This window comes from Persicimonas caeni (genome assembly GCF_006517175.1).
In the GTDB taxonomy this organism is placed as follows: domain Bacteria; phylum Myxococcota_A; class Bradymonadia; order Bradymonadales; family Bradymonadaceae; genus Persicimonas; species Persicimonas caeni.
Map to the genome: position 1 here is coordinate 2,934,324 of NZ_CP041186.1, position 22,616 is coordinate 2,956,939.

Annotated in this window: 16 protein-coding genes; 3 read left to right on the forward strand and 13 right to left on the reverse strand. The window is 64.6% G+C overall.

Features of this window, described 5'->3' with window-relative positions; genetic code table 11:
- Positions 1-7: 7 nt before the first annotated feature.
- Together FIV42_RS10805 and FIV42_RS10815 are read right to left on the reverse strand one after the other, a co-directional pair.
- Positions 8-661, reverse strand: a complete 654-nt coding sequence (locus tag FIV42_RS10805) for a potassium channel family protein (RefSeq protein ID WP_141197696.1) — start codon at positions 659-661, stop codon at positions 8-10.
- A gap of 473 nt (positions 662-1,134) precedes the next feature.
- Positions 1,135-3,126, reverse strand: coding sequence for a TrkH family potassium uptake protein (locus FIV42_RS10815; protein ID WP_168210557.1), 1,992 nt, complete (start codon positions 3,124-3,126; stop codon positions 1,135-1,137).
- A gap of 195 nt (positions 3,127-3,321) precedes the next feature.
- Here FIV42_RS10815 and FIV42_RS10820 point away from each other — a divergent pair, with 195 nt between their 5' ends.
- Both FIV42_RS10820 and FIV42_RS10825 read left to right on the forward strand, forming a co-directional pair.
- Positions 3,322-5,166, forward strand: coding sequence for an acetate/propionate family kinase (locus FIV42_RS10820; RefSeq protein WP_141197699.1), 1,845 nt, complete (start codon positions 3,322-3,324; stop codon positions 5,164-5,166).
- Positions 5,167-5,431: 265 nt separating this feature from the next.
- Complete coding sequence (locus tag FIV42_RS10825; RefSeq protein ID WP_141197700.1) at positions 5,432-5,800, forward strand: sensory rhodopsin transducer; 369 nt, start codon at positions 5,432-5,434, stop codon at positions 5,798-5,800.
- Between the two features lie 456 nt (positions 5,801-6,256).
- On the opposite strand, the gene FIV42_RS10830 is transcribed toward FIV42_RS10825, so the two are convergent.
- The 6 genes from FIV42_RS10830 to FIV42_RS10855 all read right to left on the reverse strand — a co-directional run bounded on the left by FIV42_RS10830 (position 6,257) and on the right by FIV42_RS10855 (position 13,327).
- Entirely contained in the window at positions 6,257-6,781 is a 525-nt protein-coding gene (locus FIV42_RS10830) for a phosphatidylglycerophosphatase A family protein (protein WP_141197701.1), read from the reverse strand.
- A complete protein-coding gene (locus FIV42_RS10835) occupies positions 6,768-7,190 on the reverse strand; it encodes a GtrA family protein (RefSeq protein WP_141197702.1) in 423 nt (140 codons plus the stop codon). Before FIV42_RS10835 ends, FIV42_RS10830 begins: the two co-directional genes overlap by 14 nt.
- A 20-nt stretch (positions 7,191-7,210) precedes the next feature.
- Positions 7,211-9,586, reverse strand: a complete 2,376-nt coding sequence (locus FIV42_RS10840) for an efflux RND transporter permease subunit (RefSeq protein WP_141197703.1) — start codon at positions 9,584-9,586, stop codon at positions 7,211-7,213.
- A gap of 34 nt (positions 9,587-9,620) precedes the next feature.
- Positions 9,621-10,442, reverse strand: a complete 822-nt coding sequence (locus FIV42_RS10845) for a CDP-alcohol phosphatidyltransferase family protein (RefSeq protein WP_168210558.1) — start codon at positions 10,440-10,442, stop codon at positions 9,621-9,623.
- Between the two features lie 22 nt (positions 10,443-10,464).
- Entirely contained in the window at positions 10,465-11,745 is a 1,281-nt protein-coding gene (locus tag FIV42_RS10850; RefSeq protein ID WP_222615430.1) for an inositol-3-phosphate synthase, read from the reverse strand.
- Positions 11,746-12,097: 352 nt separating this feature from the next.
- A complete protein-coding gene (locus tag FIV42_RS10855) occupies positions 12,098-13,327 on the reverse strand; it encodes a baeRF3 domain-containing protein (protein WP_141197705.1) in 1,230 nt (409 codons plus the stop codon).
- A gap of 185 nt (positions 13,328-13,512) precedes the next feature.
- Between FIV42_RS10855 and FIV42_RS10860 the strand changes: the two genes are divergently transcribed.
- On the forward strand, positions 13,513-16,254 hold the full coding sequence (locus FIV42_RS10860) for an MYXO-CTERM sorting domain-containing protein (RefSeq protein WP_141197706.1): 2,742 nt from the start codon (positions 13,513-13,515) through the stop codon (positions 16,252-16,254).
- Positions 16,255-16,297: 43 nt separating this feature from the next.
- Here FIV42_RS10860 and FIV42_RS10865 read toward each other — a convergent pair whose 3' ends face one another.
- The 5 genes from FIV42_RS10865 to FIV42_RS10885 all read right to left on the reverse strand — a co-directional run bounded on the left by FIV42_RS10865 (position 16,298) and on the right by FIV42_RS10885 (position 22,173).
- Positions 16,298-17,221 carry a phytoene/squalene synthase family protein gene (locus FIV42_RS10865; RefSeq protein WP_141197707.1) on the reverse strand — a complete coding sequence of 308 codons (924 nt, stop codon included), beginning with the start codon at positions 17,219-17,221 and terminating at the stop codon, positions 16,298-16,300.
- Complete coding sequence (locus tag FIV42_RS10870) at positions 17,218-18,744, reverse strand: phytoene desaturase (protein WP_141197708.1); 1,527 nt, start codon at positions 18,742-18,744, stop codon at positions 17,218-17,220. Before FIV42_RS10870 ends, FIV42_RS10865 begins: the two co-directional genes overlap by 4 nt.
- A 65-nt stretch (positions 18,745-18,809) precedes the next feature.
- The gene (locus FIV42_RS10875) at positions 18,810-19,529 is read right to left on the reverse strand and encodes a fatty acid desaturase (protein ID WP_141197709.1); all 720 of its coding nucleotides are present in this window, start codon (positions 19,527-19,529) and stop codon (positions 18,810-18,812) included.
- A complete protein-coding gene (locus tag FIV42_RS10880; RefSeq protein WP_141197710.1) occupies positions 19,526-20,758 on the reverse strand; it encodes a lycopene cyclase family protein in 1,233 nt (410 codons plus the stop codon). Before FIV42_RS10880 ends, FIV42_RS10875 begins: the two co-directional genes overlap by 4 nt.
- Before the next feature lie 443 nt (positions 20,759-21,201).
- Entirely contained in the window at positions 21,202-22,173 is a 972-nt protein-coding gene (locus tag FIV42_RS10885; protein WP_141197711.1) for a transposase, read from the reverse strand.
- Positions 22,174-22,616 lie beyond the last annotated feature (443 nt).

Sequence of the window (22,616 nt, forward strand, 5' to 3'; positions counted from 1 at the left end):
GTCTCACTCAAGCGAGCGCAGCGATACGATTGACGGCCTCGGGGCGGCCGATGACGACCATGATGTCGCCCGACACCAACTGCACTTCGGCGCGGGGGTTCGGCTCGACGGTGTCGCCGCGGCGAATGGCGAGCACCGAGACGTGGTACTCGTTGCGAAGGTCGAGCTCGGCCAGAGTCTTGCCCACGAACGCCTCGGGCGCCTCGACCTCGGCGAGTTCGGCGTTGCCCAGGTCGATCTGGTCGACGATGCTCGGCTGGGAGAGCCGACGAGCCAGGCGCCGCCCCATTTCTTGCTCGGGGTCGATGACCTCGTTCGCCCCCACCGAGCGCAGGATGCGCGCATGAAGCTCGTTGCTGGCACGAGCGATGATCCGCGGCACGCCCATCTCTTTGAGCAAGGCGGTGGTCAAGATCGACGCCTCGACCGAATGCGCCCCCATGGCCACGATGGCCACGGACATCTGCTCGAGCCGAAGCCCGTACAGCGCGTCCTCATCGGTCGCGTCGGCCTGCACGGCCACGTCGACGACGTCCTGGACCGCCTCGATGTGGTCCATGTCGTTGTCGACTGCCAACACTGCTTGCCCCTGCGAGGCCAGGCTCCTGGCGACCGCTTGGCCGAATTGGCCGAGGCCGATGACTGCTGTTTCTCCGCTCACTGGGTTTGATCCGGGGTTTAGGGGTCTAGGGATTTAGGGGTTTAGGGCGCTGATTTCGCTGATTCGCTAATTCGCTAATTCGCTGATTCGCTGACTTCGCTGATTCGCTGGCGACCGCGACGTCAGACCGTACCGCTCATCCTGCGGAAACTGTTTCGTCAGCTCGTATATGTCGGTCGTCACCTGCATCCCAACCTGCCAAGCCTTGTTGTTCTTATACCCTGCTGCCCCGCCCGCAGAATTGTTCGCGGCTTGCTTCCCTCTACGATTCATCTGTCTCTCCTCGTCGATTTCCAAAGCAAAGGTTCCTTCTGTCCTACACTCTGGTTATCGGCAGAAACCGCCAAATCGTTGCCTCCTCCCCCGCCCGCGCACCACCAAATCACGATTCCTCTGTTCCCCCCCACATCCCAACATCCCCACATCCGCGAACTCCGCGCCTCCCAAACCCCTAAACCCCAAAACCCCCTCCCCTAACCCACCATCAACCGCGTCTTCGGATACGTCACTGGACTCGGCTTGCCGCCGCCGAGCAGCAGCGCCAGCGTCAACGGCCCGATACGACCGACGAACATCACGAAGATGATCACAAATTTGCCGATCGCGCTCAGCTCGCCGGTCGCCCCGATCGACAGGCCGACGGTGGCCACGGCGCTGACGACTTCGTAGACGAGCATATAAAACGGGATATCCTCGGTCAGGAGCAGAATGAACATGCTCAACCCGATGACGAGCACCGCCACCACCGCGATCGCCGCGCTGCGGTAGACGATCTCTTGGGAGATGCGACGCTTGAAGAGGACGACCTTGGGCTCGCCGCGGGCGATGGCGCGCACGCCGGCTAAGAGCACCACGGCGGTGGTCGTCTTGATGCCGCCGCCGGTGCTTCCCGGTGAGGCGCCGATATACATGAACCCGAGCATGGCGAAGACGGTGGCCATCTCGAGTTGGCCGTAGTCGACCGAGTTGAACCCGGCGGTGCGTAGCGTCACGCTCTGGAACAGGGCGTTCATGACCTTGTCGACCGGGGCGAGCCCCGCAAGCGAGGCGTCCCACTCGACGGCCAGGTAGATCGCCCAGCCCATCAAAACAAGCGCCACCGAGGCGAGGGCGACGATCTTGGCCTGCACCGACCACTGGATGCGTCCTTCGGCGCGCCACGAGCGAAAGGCGCCGGCCATCACCAAAAAGCCCAGGCCCCCGAGGGTGATCAGCGCCGAGAAGACCAGCAGGGCGAATGGGTCTTCTTTGAACATCATCAGCGAGTCGGACTGCAGGGCGAATCCGGCGTTGCAGAACGCCGAAATGGAGTGAAAGACCCCGTTCCAGACCGCCTCGCCCCATCCGTAGCCGTGGGTGACGAAGACCACCGCCAGCAAGGCGGCGCCGACCGCCTCGATGACGAAGGTCGAGATGACGATGAAGGTGGTCAGCCGGTAGGCGGTGCGCGGGTCGTGGATGTCGAGTTCTTGGCCCAGCGCGCGCTCACCGCGGATGCCGAGCTTGCCGCCGATGATGACTGCCGCGAAGGTCGACAACACCATGATGCCGAGCCCGCCCACCTGAATGAGGCCCAAGATGACGGCGTGGCCGAAGGTCGAGAAGTCGTGGGGCGTGTCGAGCACGATCAAGCCGGTCACGCACGAAGCGCTGGTCGCGGTAAACAACGCGTCGAGCGGGTCGATGGGCACGCCGGTGGCCGAGGCCTGCGGGAAGGTCAGCAGCAGTGTGCCCAGCAAGATGATGGAGACGAATGCCGCGGCGATGAGCACCGCCGGGTGGTCGAAGAAGACGCCTAGCAGCTCGCGAAACAATTCGCCGCGCACCACCATCGCCACCAGCGTGAGCAGGTGGTAGACGCCCACGAGCGCCAACGCCACGGCGAAATTTCCCACAAAGACGAGGCTCAACCCCAGGGGCACGGCAAGTAGCGCTATTGCGCGCTGGCCGGCGGCGTAGCTCAGCAGCACGAAGCGCAAACTCAACACCACCGTGAGCAGCGTCAGGGCCGCCGAGACGGTCAACGCCACCCAGTGGCTCGACAACTCGAAGCCGATCACCGCCACGGTCAAGAGCACCGACACGATCACCAGATGGCGCACCGGTGGCCCGTAGGCCGCCCACCACTCGCCGACCGAGTCGACCGGCGCGCCCAAGGGGCGATCGATGTACTCGCCGATCTCGGTTGCCTCGGGGAACAGGTGCTGGGTTAGCAGCACCAGGTGCCAGATGATCAGCAGCACCGCCAGCAGCGGGTCGCTGACCAGCGCCGGCACAAAGAGACCGATGTTGACGGAAAAGGCGACGGGAACCAGATTTCGTAGCCACTCGACTCGCCGGAGAAGGCCGGCAGCAACCACAACCGCGCTGATCAACAGTGCACCGGCATAGATGGCGCCAAAGTCGGTCAACTGGTTGGCAGGCCCGAGGTAGCCTTCGGGCATGTCGATCGAAAAGATCGCCACGACTGTCAACGCGGTACTTCCGACGAAACGCGCAGCCGTGAGAAGCCGGTGCATGCAGTGACCCGTGCGGGAAATAAGTAACACGACGTCGACACGATGTAGTCACGCCACCAGAGGTTGTCAACGCGGCGCGACTCACTACAATGGCCGCCAATCGCCTCAACCCCAAACCCTCAACCCTTATAGATCCCGCACATGCATATCCTTGTCATCAACTGTGGTAGCTCGTCCATCAAAGCTGCGGTCGTCCAGAGCCAGAGCGGCGAGGTCGCCGCGACGCTCGACGTCGAGCGCCTGGCGCCCAACGACGCCGCCGAAGCGCTCATGTCGATCAACGGCGCCGAGCCCTCCTCGGTGCCGGCCGACGAGCATGCAGGCGCCCTCGAGTTCGCGCTGCCCAAGCTGATCGACGCGCTCGACGACGGCGTCGAGTTGCAAGGGGTCGGCCACCGGGTCGTCCACGGCGGGCGGCGCTTCGACCGGCCGGTGTTCATCAACGACGAGGTCGAGCAGACCATCGAGGAGCTCATCCCGCTGGCCCCGCTGCACAACCCGGCGAACCTGGCGGGGATCCGGGCGGCCAAGAGTCTGCTGGGCGACATCCCGCACGTGGCCGTCTTCGACACCGCCTTTCACCGCACGCTGCCCAACCGCGCCAAGGCCTACGCCATCCCGCCGGAGGTCGCCGAGGAGCACCAGATCGAGCGCTTCGGCTTTCACGGCGTCAGCCACCAGTACGTGGCGGGCAAGGCCGCCGAGTATTTCCGCGCCGACGTGCGCGACCTGCGCCTGATCACCTGCCACCTGGGCAACGGCTGCAGCCTGGCCGCCGTCGAGTACGGCCGCTCCATCGAGACCTCCATGGGCATGACCCCGCTCGAGGGGCTGGTCATGGGCACCCGCAGCGGCGACATCGACCCGGGCGCGATCATCAACCTGCTTCGCCAGGAGGGCTGGGACGCCGACCGCGTCGACGATCTGCTCAACCGCGAGTCGGGTCTGGCCGGCCTGTCGGGGGTGGGCAACGACATGCGTGACATCGAGCAGCGCGCCTCGGAGGGCGACGAGCGCTGCCGCATGGCCATCCAGGTCTTCGCCCACCGGGTGCGCAAGTATATCGGCGCCTACGCCGCGGTCATGGGCGGGGTCGACGCGGTCATCTTCACCGGCGGCATCGGCCAGAACAGCGCGCTGATGCGCCACCGCATCTCTCAGCGCCTCGAGTTCTTGGGCGCGCGCCTCGACGAGGACAAAAACCGCGCGGTCTCGGTGGGCCGCCAAAACCCGGTCGCCAGCTTCTCGGCCGAGCCGAGCCGCTGCCACCTTCTGGCGGTGGCCACCGACGAGCAGCACGGCATCGCCAGCCAGGTCTCGAGCCTGATCATGAAGCGCCACTGCCCCACCGACACCGAACGCACCATCCCCATCGCCATCTCGGCGCGCCACGTCCACCTGACCCAGGAGACCGTCGAGCAGCTCTTCGGCGAGGGCCACGAGCTGACCCCGTACAAGCCGCTGTCGCAGCCAGGCCAATTCGCCAGCGAGGAGATGGTCACCCTCGTGGGCCCCAAGGCCGAGATCGAGCGCGTGCGCGTGCTCGGCCCCACCCGGTCGAATAACCAGGTCGAGATCGCGCGCACCGACGAGTTCAAGCTGGGCATCGACGCGCCCGTGCGCGGCTCGGGCGACGTCGAGAACACCCCCGGCATCACCCTGCGCGGCCCCGAGGGCGAGGCCTCCCTCGAGAAGGGCCTCATCTGCGCGCTGCGCCACATCCACATGACCCCCGAGGACGCCAAGGCCTTCGGCGTCAACGACGGCGACTTCGTCGAGGTCGCCGTGCGGGGCGGCGAGCGCGACCTGACCTTCGGCGACGTGCTCATCCGCGTGTCCCCCAACTACAAGCTCGAGATGCACCTGGACACCGACGAGGGCAACGCCGCCCACCTGGGCCGCTCGGCCGAGGGCGTGCTCGTGTCCACCGAGGGCGAGGCGGCGATCCAGCGGCGCCGGACGCGTTTCGACTCGGCTGCCGAGTAGTGGCGTTTGTCCCGGGACTCCCTCCGGTCGCCCCGGGCTACCGAGGCCTTCGTTTCGCTTCGCTTCACTTCGGCGCGGCGCGGACTGCGCGCCTTAGACTGCTCCTTCGACACACCTCGCTCGGGCGGCCAAGGCGCCGCGCCGAGCGTTGTTTGCGAGGCCTCGGTAGCCTCAGGCGACCGGAGCGAAGCGAAGGGAGTCTGGGGAGAGGGCGCGTGTTTAGCTTCGAGATCGACTCGCACAACTGGCAACAAGGGAGGACGAGATGACGATCGGTAAGAAGCACTGGGCGATCGCCGAGGGGTATATCCCCGAGGGGAGCACCGGCCCCGAGCCCGAGATGCTCAGCCACGAGACCGCCTGCATCCTGAACACGACCGACCAGGACGCGCACGTCGAGTTGATGATCTACTTCAGCGACCGCGATCCGATCGGCCCCTACGAGATCACCGTGCTCGCCAAGCGCACCAAGCACGTGCGCTTCAATGACCTCGCCGAGCCCGAGAAGGTCCCCCGCGGCACCGACTACGCCAGCGTCTTCGAGTCGGACGTGCCCGTGGTCATCCAACACACCCGCCTCGATAGCCGCCAGGCCGAGTTGGGGCTGCTGTCCACGATGGCTTATTCGGAGTGAGTGGGGGAATCGGAGGACCCGGGACTCCCTTGCGGTCGCCCCGGGCTACCGAGGCCTTCGTTTCGCTTCGCTTCACTTCGGCGCGGCGCGGACTACGCGCCTAGGACTTCTCCTTCGACACGCCTCGTTCGGCACGTGTTTTGGAAGAATCTCTGGCCTTCCGAGCCGCTCGGCGCCGGTCTTGGAAAAATCTCTGGCCTTCCGAGCCGTTCGGCCCGTGTCTTGGAAAAATCTCTGGCCTTCCGAGCCGTTCGGCGTGTCAGCGAGAGAAATCTCTGGCCTTCCGAGCCGTTCGGCGTGTCAGCGAGAAAAATCTCTGGCCTTCCGAGCCGTTCGGCGCGTCAGCGAGAAAAATCTCTGGCCTTCCGAACGGCTCCGAACGTTTCCGAGAAGAGTCTCTGACCCTCCGAGCCGTTCCGATGGCGAGCGAGGCTGCAAATTGGCGTCCGGCGCCGATCAGAGTTGAGCCGCAAAGAGCCACACCACCAGAACAACGCCCGGAATCGCCCACACCCCGGCCACGAGGTCGTCGGCGATGACGGTGATGCCGTTGTCGCCCTCGTCGTCGAGGCGGCGAGCAGGCGGGGGTTTGGTGACGTCGAAGATGCGGAACAACACCAGACCGACGAGGGCGGCGAGCCAGCTGAGGTTCGAGAACCACACCAAGGTCGCCCACACGCCCACGACTTCGTCCATGACGATGCGTCGGCTGTCGTGCTCGCCCAGGGCCTTGCCAGCCCGGTCGGCCCACCACATCGACAGCAGCGTGACGACGACGAACGGCCCCACGCGCCAGCCCAGGGGCCAGGTGGACATCCACACGATCGCCGGGGTGAACAGCGCGGCGGCGTAGGTGCCCGGGCCGCCGGGGATGTGGCCGACGCCGAAGAAGGTCGAGAAGAACATCGACACCGGGGCCTGTCGCCAAGCTTGCCGCCAGGTCGGCTTAGGTTCGTCGGCAGGTTGCTCAGGCGACTCCATGCTCGGCCTCCTCTTCGGCGTTCTTGCCGGCGAGGCCGCCGAAGACGACGTACCGACTCAGGGGATAGGTCCACAAAATCCAGATCAAGCCTTTGGACGCACCCCAGCCCCAGCCGGCGCCGACGATCCCGGCGAGCCACTCGGTGAGCAGGCCGTGGCCGACGGCGGCCGAGCCGCTCATCGCAAAATAGGTCAGCGCCGACCAGCGCAGCGAGGCGTCGAAGCGGCGAAAGACCCAGAAGCGGCACATCGAGTAGTGGATCACGCCGCCGACCACCGCGGCCAGGCCCGCCGAGACGCCCACCGACAAGAGCCCCCAGGCGACGAGCGTGTGCACAAAGGCCGCGTAGACGAGCCCGTCCGAAGCCGTGGCCACAAAGCTCGCCACAGACGATCCCGATACGTCCATCAGATGTCTGCGCCAGGTGCTCACGACGCGCCTCTCCCTGCGTCTTTGAGGAGCACCAGATGCGACAGCAGGTTGACCACCAGAATCGTCCCCAGTCCAATGACGGCGATGGCGCCCAGCGAGAAGAGCCCCTCGTGGTGGGCCAGGAGCATCGCGCCGAAGCCGACCATGCTGGTGATGAAGGCGCCTGCGATGGCCGCGGCCGTGGTCAGCTGCGCGCTCAGGTCGTCGGGGTGCTCGCGAAGGTGCATGAGCACGTGGAACGAGGCGTCGATGCCCAGGCCCAGCCAGATGGGCAAGATGATGATGTTCAAGAAGTTCAGGTCGATGCCCAGCCAGCCGGCAAGCCCCAGCGCGCCGGTGAACGAGGCGACGAGGATGCCCATCTGCAGCAAGACCTCGCGCCGGCGCCGAAACGCCAGCACCGAGATCAACAGCAGCCCAGTCAGGGTCAGCCCGATCATCCAGGCGGCGTCGCGCTCGACGAGGCGCACGATATCGTACAGCAGGAGCGCCTCGCTGATGGCGTCGTAGCGCCCCGGCTCGTCGATGCCCGGCAGGTCGGCCAGCGCCCCGGCAAAGCGCGAGACCTGGTCGATCTCGGCCAGGTCGATCGCCGGAAAGACGAGCACGACCTGCTTGTCGTCGACCTTGCTGCGAAACGGCTCGCGCACGCCTACGGGGAGCTTGTCGGCGGTCAGAGGCCCGCGCTCGAGCAGTCCCTCGATCTCGTCGACGAAGCCGGCGAGCTCCTCGCTTCGCTTTTTGGCGGGCACGTCTCGGAGGTCGTCGAGCACCTCTTCGAGCAAGGCGAGTTTGTCGCTCTGGCGCCCGGGCAGGAGCGAATGCAGGGCGATGACCTTGTCGATGGTCTCGCCGCCGGGATCTTCGTCGCGGCGCCGCTCGAGCTCGGCGATGACCGCGTCGCTCTGCTCGGTCGAGTCGGTCAGCACCACCGTGGGCGTCTGCGACTGACCCAGGAGCTTGTTGATCTTTTGGTCGAGCTTCCACGACGCCGAGCTTCGGTTCTCCAGCGGGGCGAAGCTTCGCTCGAAGTCGAGCTGGGTGATGCCCACGCCGGCGGCGAGCACGAGCACGCCCAGCGCAATCGCCGCCGAGCGCGCCGCCCGCGGCAAGGTCTGAATGGCGTCGTGGCCGAGCCGACCGGACAGGTAGCGGGTCAGAAGCAGCGAGGCCGGCGCGCGAAACCGGCGGCCTTTGCGCTCGAACAAGTAGACCAGCGGCGGCATGAACAGCGCGTAGGCCAACAAGATCAGCGCGATGCCGCCCAGCGAGATGACCCCGAATTCGAAGAACGCCCGAAAGTCGGTCACGATGAGGCTGGCCAGGGCCACGGCCGTGGTAAACCCGCCGTAGAAGTTCGCCCGCCCGCTCGTCGCAAAGGTCTGGGCCAGGGCCTCGCCGGTGGGCAGGCTGTCGCGAAGCTCTTGGTAGCGAATGTAGAGGTGAATGCCGTAGTCGACCCCGATGCCCATGAGCACGGCGGCCAAAAACCCGGTCAAGATGTTGAGGCTGCCGAAGGTCAGCTGCGCCCAAGCCATCGACCAGATCGTGCCGGCGACCAGCGGCAAGCCGACCACAACCATGCCCGAGGGGCTTCGAAGCAACAGCAACAAGACGAGCGCCAGAAGTGTCAGCGCCACGCTCGTGGCCACGCCGAGGTCGCTCTGGAGCACGTTCTGCAGGTCGACGCGCTTCTGGTAGCGCCCGGTCAGGCCGAACTCGACGCCGTCGAGCGCCCCGACCTTGGCGGCGACGCTGTCGCGCACGCGGCTCGTCAGCGAGCGGGTGCGCTCGAGATCGGTCGAGGGAAACGACGGGTAGACGAAGAGCGCGAGCGTGGTGCCCTCTTCGCCCACGTAATACGACGACTGGTCGAGGTCGCCGTACCTGTCGGTCAGGTCCGAAAAGTCGACCTCGGGCGGGTCGTCGTCGCCCAGCGAGACGAAGAGCGGGTTGGCCCGCTTTTTCTCCCAGCGGATGCGCTTGTCGAGGCGTGCTTTAGCTTCTTCGAGGTCGGCGTAACCGGCGTAGAGCAGCCGAAAATTCTTGAAGAAACCGACCGGCTTTTTGACCTCCACGCGGCGCACGCCGTCGAGCCGCCCGAGGTCGTCTTCGAGATCATCTGCGAGCGCCTCGAGGGTCGGCCGGTCCGCCCCGTCGAGCACGACGCTCAGCCTACCGATCTGGCCGCCGTAGACACGCTCGAGCTCGTCGAGCCCGCGCACGCTGGGGGCGTTCTCGGGCAGCAAACGCGTCAGGTTCGAGTCGAGCGTGAGCTTGGAGGCAAGCCCACCGGCCGCCGCGGTCAACACCATCAGAGCGGCGAGGACGACGAAGAGACGGCGGCGGCAAAATTCGATGAAGGCGTGCATCTTGAGACTCAATCTTGCGAATCGGGGCGGACGCTCAGGAGGAGGCTTCGGCCATGGAAGAAGAGCCCGACGGGCGGCCGGCGTTGTCGGGCGCGGCCGGGTCCGTCTGGGAGAGCGCGCGCATGATCCACAGCGCGCGCTGGCCGGCGGTGATCGTAGAGAGCGCCGCCAGCAAGCCTATGCCGGTAAGCACGACTTGCATCTGGGAGACGCCTCCCGGGCCGAACGCGGCGATCAGGGGGGCGAGCAAGAGGGTGAAGAAGAGCACGAGCAGCCGCTCGGGGCGCTGCATCAGGCCGACCTTGCAGTCGACGCCCAACCCCTCGCCGCGGCCGCGGGCGTAGCTGATCATGTACGAGGCGACCAGCCCCCACAGGCTCAGAAAAAAGAGCAGATTCTCGCGGCCATAGTAGGCCAACCCGGCGAAGACGACGCCTTCGGAGATGCGATCACAAAACGAGTCGAAGAAGGCCCCGACGCTCGACTGCATGTCGAGCGAGCGGGCCAGCAGCCCGTCGATCAGGTCGCAGGCCATCGCCGCGAAGAGCACCCAGGCCGCGCTCATGAGGTGACCGGTGGCGATCAGACCGGCGGCGGCCGTCGACAGCACCACCGAAAAGGCGGTGACGTGGTTGGGCCGCAGCCCCAGGCGGTCGAGCGGAGCGACAAACGACTCGCTCAGCCAGTAGGCGTACCGAATGAGCACCTGGGGAAGCAGCACAGAGCCGGTCTTGCGGCTCGCCTTCTGCTCGAATTTCGGTTGGCGAATCAAAAAGACGGCCAGCGCCAGGAGCAGGATTCCGAGAATCGCCAGTCCGGGCGCCAACGCCATCCAAACATTTGTAGAACCATCCATGGTGTTCATCGACTCAGGTGGATCAACCGCGCTCTTTGAGGGCGTAGAGCGTATCGAAGAGCAGGTCGCGCTGGGCGAACAAGTCGTGCACGGGCACTTCGCCGGCGACCGGCTGCGGGCTCTTGAAGTAGAAGCTCAGCCAATCCTGCACCCCGCCCATGCCGGCGCGGCTGGCCAGGTCGCCGAACAGCGCCAGGTCGAGCACCACCGGGGCGGCCAGAATGGAGTCGCGGCACAAGAAGTTGACCTTGATCTGCATCGGGTAATCCATCCACCCGAAGATATCGATATTGTCCCACCCCTCTTTGTTGTCGCCGCGCGGCGGGTAGTAATCGATGCGCACCTTGTGATCCATCTCCTCGTAGATCTCGGGGTAGGCATCCGCGTCGAGGATCGACTCGAGGACCGAAAGCTTCGACTGCTCCTTGGTCTTGAAGGAGCCGGGATCGTCGAGCACGGCGCCGTCGCGGTTGCCCAAGATATTGGTGGAGTACCAGCCGCTCACGCCCAGCATGCGCGCGGCGAAGCCCGGGGCGAGGATGGTCTTGATGAGCGTCTGGCCGGTCTTGAAGTCCTTGCCGGCGATAGGCACGCCCTCGCGCTCGGCCAGCTCGATGATCGCCGGGGTGTCGAGGGCGGTGTTCGGCGCGCCGTTGAGGAAGGGGACGCCCGCCTTGATGTGCGCATAGGCGTAGATCATCGTCGGGCTGATCGCCGGATCGCTCTCCAGCAGGCCCGCCTCGAAGGCCTCCAAGCTCGAGTGCACCGGGCCGAGGTTGACGTGCACCTCGGTCGAGGCGCACCACACGGACACGGCGCGGTCACAGCCGTTATCGGCCATGAAGCTCTCGATGTCGTCGATGAGCGCCTCGGCCAACTCCATCTTGTTGGCGCCCTCTTTGACGTTCGGGCCGCTCAGGTTGCGCACGTAATCTTGGTCGAAGACCGCGCTCATCGGGCGAATCGCCTCGAGTTCCTCGCGGATCGGATCCAGGTGGCGGTCTTCGAGCACGCCGGCATTCTTGGCCGCCGTGTAGCAGTCCTCGTCGAAGATGTCCCAGCCGCCGAAGACGATGTCGTCGAGGTGGGCCAGCGGCATGGCGTCGCGCAGTCGCGGCGCGTTCGGATCGTCACCCATGCGCGCGTACTGGGTCAGGCTTCCGATCGGCCGCGCCAGGCCTTTGCGCGCGGCCAAGACGCCTGCGATGACGGTGGTACCCACCGCGCCCAAACCGGGTAGGAGCACCGCGAGTTTTCCTTTGGCCGGCGCGACGGGATCGTTGTTCAACTTCTGCTTGTTCACAGCAACCTCTACATCAAAGTTCAAAAGCTATCTGAAGTCGTTCTTCTCAATGTTGATCAGGTGAATGTTGCTCAGGCATGTCGGCATCCCCCGCCCGGCCGCTTTACTTAACGCTCGTTAATCAGCGCCTCGAGCAAAGCAGCGGGATCATACGAACTCGCATCACCCGTGTCAATCTTAGTGGTGTGACACCACTGGGAGGCCCATCTTCGATGCAGCTGCTGCTGCTTTGGTTTCGTCGAACACGCGCAACACTCGCTTCCAAACGCAACAAGGGCACGGAGGAGCGCGAGTCGCGCTCCTCCGTGCCCTTGTTGGGAAAGTCCTACGGCTGTGCTCTACAGGTGCCTGCTCAGGTCATACGCGCCCGCTCACCGCCATACTCGGCGCGGCCCGAGCCGCGCAGGATAGCCGCAGCCCCGGTGTCGACCGGCATGCGGGACTTGGGCAGCTCGAAGACCTCGCCGCCCATCGAGATGACGAACTCGGCGAGCTCGTCGAGCACGTCGGTCTCGTCGGTGTGGTCACGCCCGTTCTCGCGCTCGACCTCGACAGTCCCCTCGTTGCGGTCGATGTTGCCCCAAACGCGCCGGCCCTCCTCGATGAGCAGGAAGCGCACCTGGCTCATCAAGGTGCGCTTGGCGATCTGCTGCAGGTCGGTCTCGGCCTTGCCGCGGCCGTACTCGCGCTCCCAGAGTTCCAAGACCTCGTCGATCTTCTTCTCGGACGCCTTCTTGGCCAACGGCCAAGTCTTCTCGTGGATCTTGGCCGGCTTGAGGTGGACCAAGCTCTCCTGGAGCCCCTCTTCGGCCAAATTGTCGAGTTTGCTCTCCTGGCGGAAGTGGCTGTACATGCGCCCCGGCGCAGCCAGAATCAGCGGCCCGGTGGCGTTGTGGAGCATCTCACGCAAGCCCTCGTCGACGATCTGGGCGTATTGGCGAAAGTAGCGCGGCTCGAGGTCGCGCTCGTCGCCCATGCCCACAAACGCGGGCTTGGAGCCCGACACGCCCGCAGGCGAGCCCTGCGCATTGGGCGCGCCGCCTTCGCGCTGGCGACTCTCGGCCGACGGGTGCGTCGGAAAGTCGGCCTGCAGCGCATCGTCCATGCTCGTGGGCGTATCTCCCAGGCTGATCTCCTCGATGCGATCCTCGCTTGCCTCGAACAGTTTGGTGTTCTTCTGGTCGAAAACCAGCACCCAGTAGCGCTGGGGCTCGAGCATCGTGCGCAGCATCGGACGCGTGTAGAACGTGTCGCTGACGATCGCCTCGTCGTCGACCTCGGTCTTGAGACGATAAACCCGCTCGATCTCGGGCGAGAAGAACGCGGCGACGCCTTTGGAGAGGCTCCCCCAGAAGGCGTCGTCGTCGAGCCAGTCGTCCATCATCTCGGCCACCGAGCGGAACTCCTCGTCGGGATAGCGCTCCTCGAGCATCTTCTTGGCTCGGTTGACCTGATCGCGAAACGCCAGCTTGTTGTTCTTGCCCTTATTGTTCTGACGATCGGCCTTGACGAAGATCGACACCGCCGGGCCTTTCTGTACGTCGAGCAACTCCTTGAATTGGTCTTTTCCGAAAAAGTCCATTCTTGCACTCCCTGTGTATTTGGATTTGCGCTTCGCGCCCCGATCACTCCTCCCTCAAACTTAATACGCACGCAGTCAAAACAACCTTACTTCCTTCTACTGCCTTGCTTTAGCCGCTCAGTTGCGGCACAATCGCCGCCAAGTAAGTACTCACTAACTTCACGCCTATCCTCTGCGGTCGAATCATGACACCTCGACTCCACATTGCCTCGGTCGTCGCCTTGGCCTCCGTGCTCGTCACCGGCCAAGCCTTTGCCAATGAAGACTTGCCCTACGAGCCTCCGTTCATCGAGCTGGGGCTGGGAGCCACCAATATCGAGACGACGCTCGGCAACGGCGGGCTGACCGCCGGCGTCTCCCAAGACGGAGATCTGACGATGATCTCGTGGCCGTCGCCGTCGTACTTCGACCACATGCACTATATGACCACCAATGCTCCGGACGCGCGTCAGCGCCCGCGCTTCGGCGCGCAGGAAGGCATGGGCGCTTTCGCCGGGTTGGCGTATACCGTGCAGGGCGACTCGACGGCGCAGGTGAGCTTTTTCCGCAGTGAGGACTGGCAGACGACCACCAAGTTCGTGGCCGAGGATGTCGGAGTCGTCGAGACGACTTTCGAGAACGCCACGCTGGGGATCACCGTGCGCCAGCTCGACCTGGTGCCCTACGAGCACGACGTGTTCATCCGCCGCTTTCTGGTCACCCGCGACTCGGCGAGCACTGTCGACACCGCCTCCATCCTCGCCTACTCGAACTTGTCGCCCAACCTGTCGAAGATCCCGCAGGTGCCGCTTCTCGACGCACTCATCGACCACAAGAACGACTATTTGGCCGTCTGGCAGGAGACTCAAAAGGCGGTGATGCACTTCCACCCGGGAGACACCGGCGTCGCCCAGAATCTGGGCGCGATCTTGCAGCCGCTCGACCGAGATTTCGGCGCGCTGGGTGAACTCCTCGAGAGCCAGACGCCCGACACCGCCCAGATCGACACCATCGCCGCCGACCTCGACAGCCACTACGCCGAAGGCGTCTACATCGCGGTCAGTTCGATGCCCGAGCCGGTCGAGTTCCAGATCGGTGAAGACACCACCGACTCTTGCGCGATGATCGACGAGCTCGCCGACAATATTCAGGTGCTGGGCGAGCGCTACCCCGACAAGAGCCTGCCGGCGCCGCCGCAGGTCGCCGACACCGTGCGCTGCAACGACTTCGACCCCCTCGAATACCCGCGCACCCAAAATGGCTGGACCTACACCGCCCAGGACGCGCTGGCCGACGCAGCCGACGGTGAACTGAGCGGCAACCGGCTGGCCGGCGGCCAGGTCAACGCCACCATCAAGTTTCCGCTGACCTTCGACGCCGGCGAGGCCGAGGCGACCCTCGTCTACGCCTTCGGCGCCACCGCCCAAGCGGCGAGCGACGAACTCGCCTGGGTGCGCAGCCAAGACATGCAGACGGTGCAGGACGACATCGCCCAGAAGGACAAGGCGTTCGTCGACGGGCTGTGGATCCCCGAAGAAATCACCGGCGAGATGCGCAAATTCGTCAAGCGCACCTTCTTGAACATGCGCGTGGGCACCGACCGAGAGACCGGCGCGATCGTCGCCTCGGTCAGCCGCCAGCCCAGCTACCAGCTCGACTGGCCGCGAGACGGCGCCTTCTTCAACATCGCCCTCGACTTGGCCGGCCAAAACGAGCTGGTGACCAAGCGCATGCGTTTTTACTCGGACACCATCCGAGACACCCCGGCCCGCCCCGTCGCCCTGCTCAATCAGCCGGTCCCCGGCTGGCCCGACGACCCGTCAGCGCGCGACTTCCCGGCCGATTCCTGGGAGATGAACTACTACGCCGACGGCATGACCGGCGGCAATATCCGCCTCGAGATCGACAACACCGCACTTTTGGTGTGGGCCTACGTCTACCACATCGGTCATCTGGAGGGTCAGGCGCGCGAGGACTACATCGAGCAGGAGTGGCCGACCATCAAACGCGCCGCCGACTGGCTGCACTCCTGGCGAGACCCGGAGACCGGGCTGAACTGGTACGCCAACGAAGACGACCACGCCGTCTACACGCAGGGGCTGCAGGGCTCCTCGACGACCTACGGCGCCCTGGTCTCGGCCGCACGCGTGGCCAAGTATCGCGGCGAGGACGACCTGGCCGACAAGTGGCTGCACCGCGCAGGCGAGCTCAAGGCGGCGACGATCAAGTACATGCACGTGCCCGGCGAGGGCTTCCGCGGCCACCCCGACCCCGACGAGCCGGGCGGCGGCTCGCCGCACTGGCTCATCTGGCCCACCCACATGTTCCCGCACGGCGACGAGCGCGTCGCCCCGCAAATCTCGTCGGGCCTCGACAAGCACCTGGCCGACGTCAGCGGCGAGACCCCGGGCGGCCAATACCCCACCAAGGTCGCCATCAGCGCGGCGCTGGCCCTCCCCGAGGGCGAGGAGCGCGACAAAGCGCTCGAAATCGCCACCAAGCTGGCCACCGAGATCGCCAACCCGCACACCTACACCATCGGCGAGCACTACTCGGCGATCGACAGCGACGGCGACGGCGAGTGGGACGACGGCTGGGTCAACGGCGTGTCGACCCCGCACCTGTGGTCGATGGCGCTGGTCTACCTGACCGCGGTCGCCTACCACCATCCGGACAAATTCGACGCCTACGACGCGGTGCTCCCGCAGGTCACCGTGCCCGAGGTCGAGCCGCCCGGAGGCAGCGGTGGCGAAGATGCCGGCGGCGATGTCGGTGCGGATGTGGGGGGCGATGTGGGCGCGGATGCCGGCGAGGTCGTGCCCAGCGTTCAGGACGATCCCGACCCGGACGGTTGCGGATGCGGCTCGACCGGCGAAGGCGTGCCGGGTGGGGTGTTGATGGTGTTGGTTGGGGCTTTGGGAGTGGTGGTGCGAAGGAGGTTGGTCTAACGACCAAGTTCGCCCGTGAGCGTGCACGTGCAGGTTCACGGGCTTAGACCCCCGGCAACCCCTCCAGCGCCGTATGCAGGCTCTTGTCGTGCCCGTCGGCCGGCACCACGCCCATGATCGTGGGCGAGCAATACACCGACAGGGCGACCATCACCCACCACAGCTTCATGGTCCCCGACACGATCGTGCGGCCGGCGAGGGCGTCGCCGTCGTTTTGCAAGAGCTTGACGCCGATGGCGCGGTAGATGCGTGCCGCGACGACAATGGCCAGGCGCGAGCGCGCCGGGATATAGGCCATGCCGCAGTCGGCGCTTCGGTAGTAGCGGTCGGCGAGCTTCAACAGGTCGCACACGACCTGGCTGACCTTCTCGGGGTCGGCCTCGCCGGCGAGTAGCTCGCGGGGTTCGACGCCGGCGTCGCGCAGGCGCTTGGCGGGCAGGTAGACCCGGCCACGCTCGGCGTCTTCGAGCACGTCGCGGCAGATATTGGTCAACTGCATCGCCACGCCCAGATCGATGGCGTGGGCATGGGCGCGCTGGTCGTCGACGCCGAGCACCGCGCACATCATCAAGCCGACGGTGCCAGCGACGCGGTAGCAGTAGCGCAACAGGTCTCGGTCGCTACGAAGGCATACCTTGCCCAGGTCGCTCTCCACCCCGGCAATGAGCTCGAGGGCGTAGACCACATCCAGCTTGCGGCGCTCGGCGACGTCGAGAAACACAGCAACCAGCGCGCGCGCGTCGCGCTCACCTTCGAGTTCGCCGCGCAACAACTTCAACTCGGCGCGCGCCTGCTCGGCGCTGTCACTTTCGTCGGCAATATCGTCGATCAGCCGGCACAGGGCATAGACCACCGCCGCGTCGTCGCGCCGATCGGCAGGCAAAAACCACGACGCCCAGCTAAACGAACGCGAATTGACGGCCAGCACCTCGCGGCTGGCGACCACCATATCGGTACTACCGCTCATGCACTCGCTCTCTCATTGGCCTTCGGAACATCGACTCGCACACCGGCCGACGGCACCGGCACGACCTTCTCGAGCACTTTGGCCGAGGTGATCACGCCCGGCACACCTGCGCCCGGATGCACGCCCGCTCCCACAAAGTACAACCCGTCTACGTCTTCGGAGCGATTGTGATAGCGGAACCAAGCTGACTGCGTCAATCGTGGCTCGGGTCCGAACCCGGCGCCGGCCTCCGAGCGAAGCTCGTGCTCGAAGTAGTCCGGCGTGACCGCAAACTTGACCGTCAGGTGCTCGCGAAGCCCCGGCATATGCCGCTCTTCGAGGTGTTCGAGGATACGCTCGAGGTACTCCTCTTTGAGCTCCTCCCAATCCAGGCCGCTGTTGTTGTTGGGCACCGGCGAGAGCACGTAGAAGCAGTCGTGGCCCTCGGGGGCGAGGCTCGGGTCAGTGGCCGTGGGCCGGTGCAGGTACAGCGAGAAGTCGTCGGCGAGCACCTTTTTGTTGAAGATATCGTCCAACAACTCTTTGTAGCGCGGGCCGAGCACGATGGTGTGGTGCTCGATGTCCTCGTACTTCTTGTCGGTGCCGAAATAGGCCACAAACAGGCCCATCGACTGCTTGACGCGGTCGACCTTGCGGTCGGTGTTCTTGCGCCGATGCTTCGAGTCGATGAGGTTCTTGTAGACGAAGGACGGGTCGGCATTGCTCACCACAAACCGGCACGGCAGGCGCTCTCCGGCCTCGGTGTGCACTGCGACGGCCTGGCCGTTTTCGACCTCGATGTCGACCACCGGCGTGTTGAAGCGCACGTCGACGCCGATGTCCTCCAGAAGTTGGACCATGGCGTGGACGATCGCGGTGGTGCCGCCCTTGGCAAAATGCACGCCCCACTTGCGCTCGAGCGCATGGATCAGCATGTAGATCGAGGTGACGTTGAACGGGTTACCACCCACCAGCAGGGGCTGGAAGGTGAAGACCTGCCGCAGCCGCTTGTCTTTGATGTACTTGGAGACCAGCCCGTAGACCGACCGGTAATTCTGCAGCTGGATCATCTTGGGAATGATCGTGAGCATGTCGGTCAGCTTGTCGAACGGCTCGTCGGCGAGCTGCTCGTAGCCCACCGCAAAGATCTCTTTGGCATGCTCGAGCATGCGCTTGTAGCCGTCGACGTCGGGCGGGTTGAACTCGCCGATCTGGGCGAGCAGCCGCTCCTGGTCGTTAGTGTAATCGAAGACGCTGCCGTCGGTGAACGTGATCCGGTACATGGGATCGACGTCGACCAGATCGAAGTAGTCCTCACGCCGACGCCCCACCAACTCGAACAGCTCGTCGAACAGGTACGGCGCCGTGATGACGGTCGGGCCGGCGTCGAAGGTGTAGCCGTCGCGCTTGAAGACCGCTGCGCGCCCACCGGGCTCGCCGCGGGCCTCGAGCAACGTGACCGGATAGCCCATCGCACGCATGCGAACGGCTGCTGACAAGCCCCCAAAGCCGGAGCCGATGATGATGACGGGTTTTTGTTCCATATTGATATTTCCTCAAGCGTGTCGAGAACCCACTCCTCCACTAAGATGCAACTGTCTGTTCTGAGTTACACCGACTTCTCGAACTTCTTTCGAACCTGCGGCAATCGCCACCAGGGAACCCCCGGTTTTTCGTGATGTTCCCAGTGATAGCCGAAGTGATAGCACGTCAAAAACGACACCCACGTCGAGTAGGCGTTGCTCCTGGCCCGGTGGCGATCGGCGTAGCCCTCCGGCGGCTCTTTATGCGGCAGGTACGTGCCGAAATAGAAGAGCTGGACCGTGCTCAACAGCGCAGGCACTACCCAAAAAAGGTTCAGCTGTAAAAGGCCGACCCCCAAAAGGTGATGCAAGACGTTAAAAACCACCGCCATGCCGATGATCTGGAAGACCCCGACGTAATTCTTCAAGAAGTTGAAATACCACGCGAAAAAGCCGCGATGCTCACCATTGTGGTAGTCGGGGTCTTGGCCGGAGGCGGGATGATCGTGGTGCTCCCAGTGTTTTTCGGTCAGCTTTTTGTACGAGAAGAGCGCGTAAAGGCGCACCACGACTGTGCCGATCAGGTCGTTGAGCTTGCGGTTGTCGGGCGCGACGGTGCCGTGCATGGCATCGTGGGCGGTGATGAACAACCCGGTGTACAGAAAGGTCTGCACGGCGATGGCCGGCACGACCAGCCACGGCGAGATCGCGATGACATCGACGGTCAGAAGAGCCGCCAGACACGCCGCCCACGCGCCGATGATGGTCAGCGCGATCGCGACTCCTTTAAAGGTTCGTTTGGTCATCCTGCCAGTGCCCTGATCATCTCCCAACCTTCACGCCCCATCGCCGTTTTGGTCAGCGACATGCGTAGCGACATCGGGGCGACACGAAATAGACTCCACATGACCCGGGCGATCTCCGCGGGGGCCAGGGTGCCGGACATATAGCCTTTCCAGTACTCACCGGGCAGCGAAAAGAAGACTTCGAAGAAGCGGCGGGTCTGGGCGGGCTCGAGGCGAAGGAGGCACTCGAGGCCGAACATCCACAGTTTGCGCGCGCGCACTTGGTCCTCGGGCCAGATGGTCCGCCAGGCGCTCTGCGCTGCGTCTTTGGGGTCGGCGCCCAGCTTGCCCAGTTGCTCGGCGATGACGCCGGCGAGCTCGGGAGCGGTGCGTAGCATGCGGGCCATCTGGTAGCCGGTGGCCGGGTGGACCATGCTGGCGGCGGCGCCGAAGCCGACGACCTGTTGGTCGAGCAGGGGCATCGGGCTATTCATGGGGATGAGGCAGCGCTCGACGTCCTCGACGCCGACGACGGGCACTCCGCGCGCGCGCAGTCGCTGGGCGAGTCGTTCTTCGAGCACGTCGAAGGTCATTGCCGGGCGGTGGACCAGTGAGGTCTCCTCGACAAAGTAGCGCCCATCGCCAAGGTTCATGGCGTAGAGGAACGTGGCCTCGGGGCTTCGGCGCGGGCCGGCGTCGAGAAAGTCCTCGCGAAAATCCATGAGCACGAGGTCGTCGCCGCCGATGGGGTCGCCGTCGAAGTCGCCGACAAAGCCGTAGGCGGCCTGGGAGGCGTTGGCGCCGCCCTGCTCGCGCTCGACGAACTTGGGGCGGTGGCCGGTCGCGTCGATCAGAAGCGCGGCCGTGTACTCTTGGCCGTGCCGGTCGAGCACGGTGATCCCCCGTTTGTTCACTCGTGTAGACGCGGCGAAGCCCTCCAGCCAGCGCACCCCGTGGGCGTCACACCATTCGGTCAGCCGCGCGCGCAGCTTTTGGTTGTCGAGGCGAAGATAGACCCGGTCGAGGTGGTGGGCGTGGGTTTTGCTGGTATAGGCCACCGGATTGTCCCAGCGCCGGTCGTAGCAGTCGGCCAGACCCAGCCCGGCGATTTCGTCTTCCCAAAGCCCGTAATTGTTCGGCCACGGCGACGGATGCGACGGCGCCAAGCACCCCACGTCGAGGCCTGCACGCGCCAAAGCCGCGCTCGCTGCCATTCCCGCCGGACCTGCGCCTACTACAAGGACGTCCATGGTGCCTACACCTCCGATTAGATTCCCAAGATATGATGCGCGTTCGCGCCCAACGTAACATATCGGTTAAAATGTAATCACTGGACGATCGAGATACGCCGAGAGTCTGGCCGCTAAGCGCATCGCCGAATGCAACCGCCCAAATCTGCCCCCCCAAAACAACCCTCCCCCCAAACGGTGTCAGACACCATGAGAGGTAGTCGTAATGCGGCTCACAGCACGTTTCGACCAAGCTCGACGAGTCAATTCGGCGTGATGACGACGGCGAAACCGGCATCAGAACACGTCGAATCAAAATCGGCTGCGAGTTGGCGGGTTCTTCGGTCGAAAAACGGTGGGAAACATAGTGTGGTGGATGCACTTCGGCAGGCTCACGGCACAGGTCGCGAGAGCGGGCGGGGGACAATGGCTGGAGCTTCTCGAATCGACGACGGGAGGTCGCCTCAGGCGGGCCGTGGCGGCACGGTCATGTTGAACTGACCCTTGCACCCGTAGCAGAACTGGTGGCCTGGCGGGATCGTCCCCTCGGGAAACTCGATCCGGTTGACCGGCGTCTTTCCCTCGCGCCACTTTCCGACCGCCTCTTTGTAGCTGTCGGCCACGTCCCAGCGCTGCTTGCGATACTCCTCGCGCTGCTCGGGGTCGCCTCCGTGACACAGCGGACGCGGCGCCTTTTTCGGATTTGCAGGACGGCTCGACCACTTCTGGGCGAGCACCTTCTTTGGGCCCAGGCACGGCTTGCAGCGCTTTTCGGCCAGCTGCCCGGCGTGCTTGTGGCACTCCTCGACAATCTTTGCGTGGTAGGCCTCGTCGTCGAGGTCCTTCCACTGCGGGAGCTTGGCCATCTCGAGCGGGTAGCGCACCGTGGCCATCTCGATGAGCTCGGCCTCGCTCTTGTCTTCATTCTTCTTCTTTCGCTTCTCGCGCCAGTACGTCTCCCTGTCGACCACCTCTCCCCACATGGGCTCGCCGCTGTGGTGGATGTCCCAGGAGCAAAGCCCGGGCCACCGCTTCGGATGACTCACCAGGTCCGACTCGCACGGGTTGCACACCGTGTAGCGCAGCCGGTCGATCAGCGCGTCGTCGTCCAAGATCTTGGTGGCCGTGTAGCGGCGCTCCCAGAAAGTGCCCGTGCGGTTGTGAAGCTTGTTGAGCTTGCGCGCCAGCTGGCTCTGGAAGTCACGCATGAACAGGTGGAGCTGCAGCGAACGGCAGCGCGCCACGATGTGGAAGTGGTTCGACATAAAGCAAAACGCAAAGATCTCCACGCCGTAAATCCAGGCGTACTTGGCCAGAAGCCCAAGGATGATCTTGTTGACCTCCTCGCCCGGCTTGAGCCCGTGGAACTGGTGGAGCGTGCGATTGACGATTTCGTAGATCGCGTCCTTTTCTTGCTGCCTGAGCGGTTGTCCCATCTGCCAGTCTCCGTAAGGTGAAGGTTCATCGACAGCCCTCAATACGGTTTTCGGCAAAAGGGGCCGAATCGTTGCGTGTTCGAGCCAACTTTTTCGCGGAACGATGTGCGACGCGAGCACAGAGGATCGCGCTCAGATGCCCATGGATGCTGGACAACATGGTGTCTGACACCGTGTTGGGGGTGGGGCGAGATCGGGGGGTGATTTCTGTTTCGAGATCCAGGACAACATGGTGTCTGACACCGGTACGATACGGTGTCTGACACCAGCAAACATGGTGTCTGACACCGGTATGGGAGGGGGCGGCGTGGGTGGTGATGGCGCTGCTCGACAAGTCGACTCGCTTCTTGCCACAATCGGCGCCGCTCGGGAGCCAAGCTGAATTCGGCGCCTTCACACAATGTTCGCAAGCACAGTCATCATCCTTCTCGTTGCTTCGCTCA

Excerpts from the sequence above, each read along its gene's own strand:
- FIV42_RS10820 (WP_141197699.1), top strand. The coding sequence starts at position 3,322 with ATGCATATCCTTGTCATCAACTGTGGTAGCTCGTCCATCAAAGCTGCG.
- FIV42_RS10830 (WP_141197701.1), bottom strand. The coding sequence starts at position 6,781 with ATGGAGTCGCCTGAGCAACCTGCCGACGAACCTAAGCCGACCTGGCGG.
- FIV42_RS10880 (WP_141197710.1), bottom strand. The coding sequence starts at position 20,758 with ATGGACGTCCTTGTAGTAGGCGCAGGTCCGGCGGGAATGGCAGCGAGC.
- FIV42_RS10870 (WP_141197708.1), bottom strand. The coding sequence starts at position 18,744 with ATGGAACAAAAACCCGTCATCATCATCGGCTCCGGCTTTGGGGGCTTG.
- FIV42_RS10885 (WP_141197711.1), bottom strand. The coding sequence starts at position 22,173 with ATGGGACAACCGCTCAGGCAGCAAGAAAAGGACGCGATCTACGAAATC.
- FIV42_RS10845 (WP_168210558.1), bottom strand. The coding sequence starts at position 10,442 with ATGGATGGTTCTACAAATGTTTGGATGGCGTTGGCGCCCGGACTGGCG.
- FIV42_RS10855 (WP_141197705.1), bottom strand. The coding sequence starts at position 13,327 with ATGGACTTTTTCGGAAAAGACCAATTCAAGGAGTTGCTCGACGTACAG.
- FIV42_RS10860 (WP_141197706.1), top strand. The coding sequence starts at position 13,513 with ATGACACCTCGACTCCACATTGCCTCGGTCGTCGCCTTGGCCTCCGTG.
- FIV42_RS10825 (WP_141197700.1), top strand. The coding sequence starts at position 5,432 with ATGACGATCGGTAAGAAGCACTGGGCGATCGCCGAGGGGTATATCCCC.
- FIV42_RS10835 (WP_141197702.1), bottom strand. The coding sequence starts at position 7,190 with ATGGACGTATCGGGATCGTCTGTGGCGAGCTTTGTGGCCACGGCTTCG.
- FIV42_RS10865 (WP_141197707.1), bottom strand. The coding sequence starts at position 17,221 with ATGAGCGGTAGTACCGATATGGTGGTCGCCAGCCGCGAGGTGCTGGCC.
- FIV42_RS10875 (WP_141197709.1), bottom strand. The coding sequence starts at position 19,529 with ATGACCAAACGAACCTTTAAAGGAGTCGCGATCGCGCTGACCATCATC.
- FIV42_RS10840 (WP_141197703.1), bottom strand. The coding sequence starts at position 9,586 with ATGCACGCCTTCATCGAATTTTGCCGCCGCCGTCTCTTCGTCGTCCTC.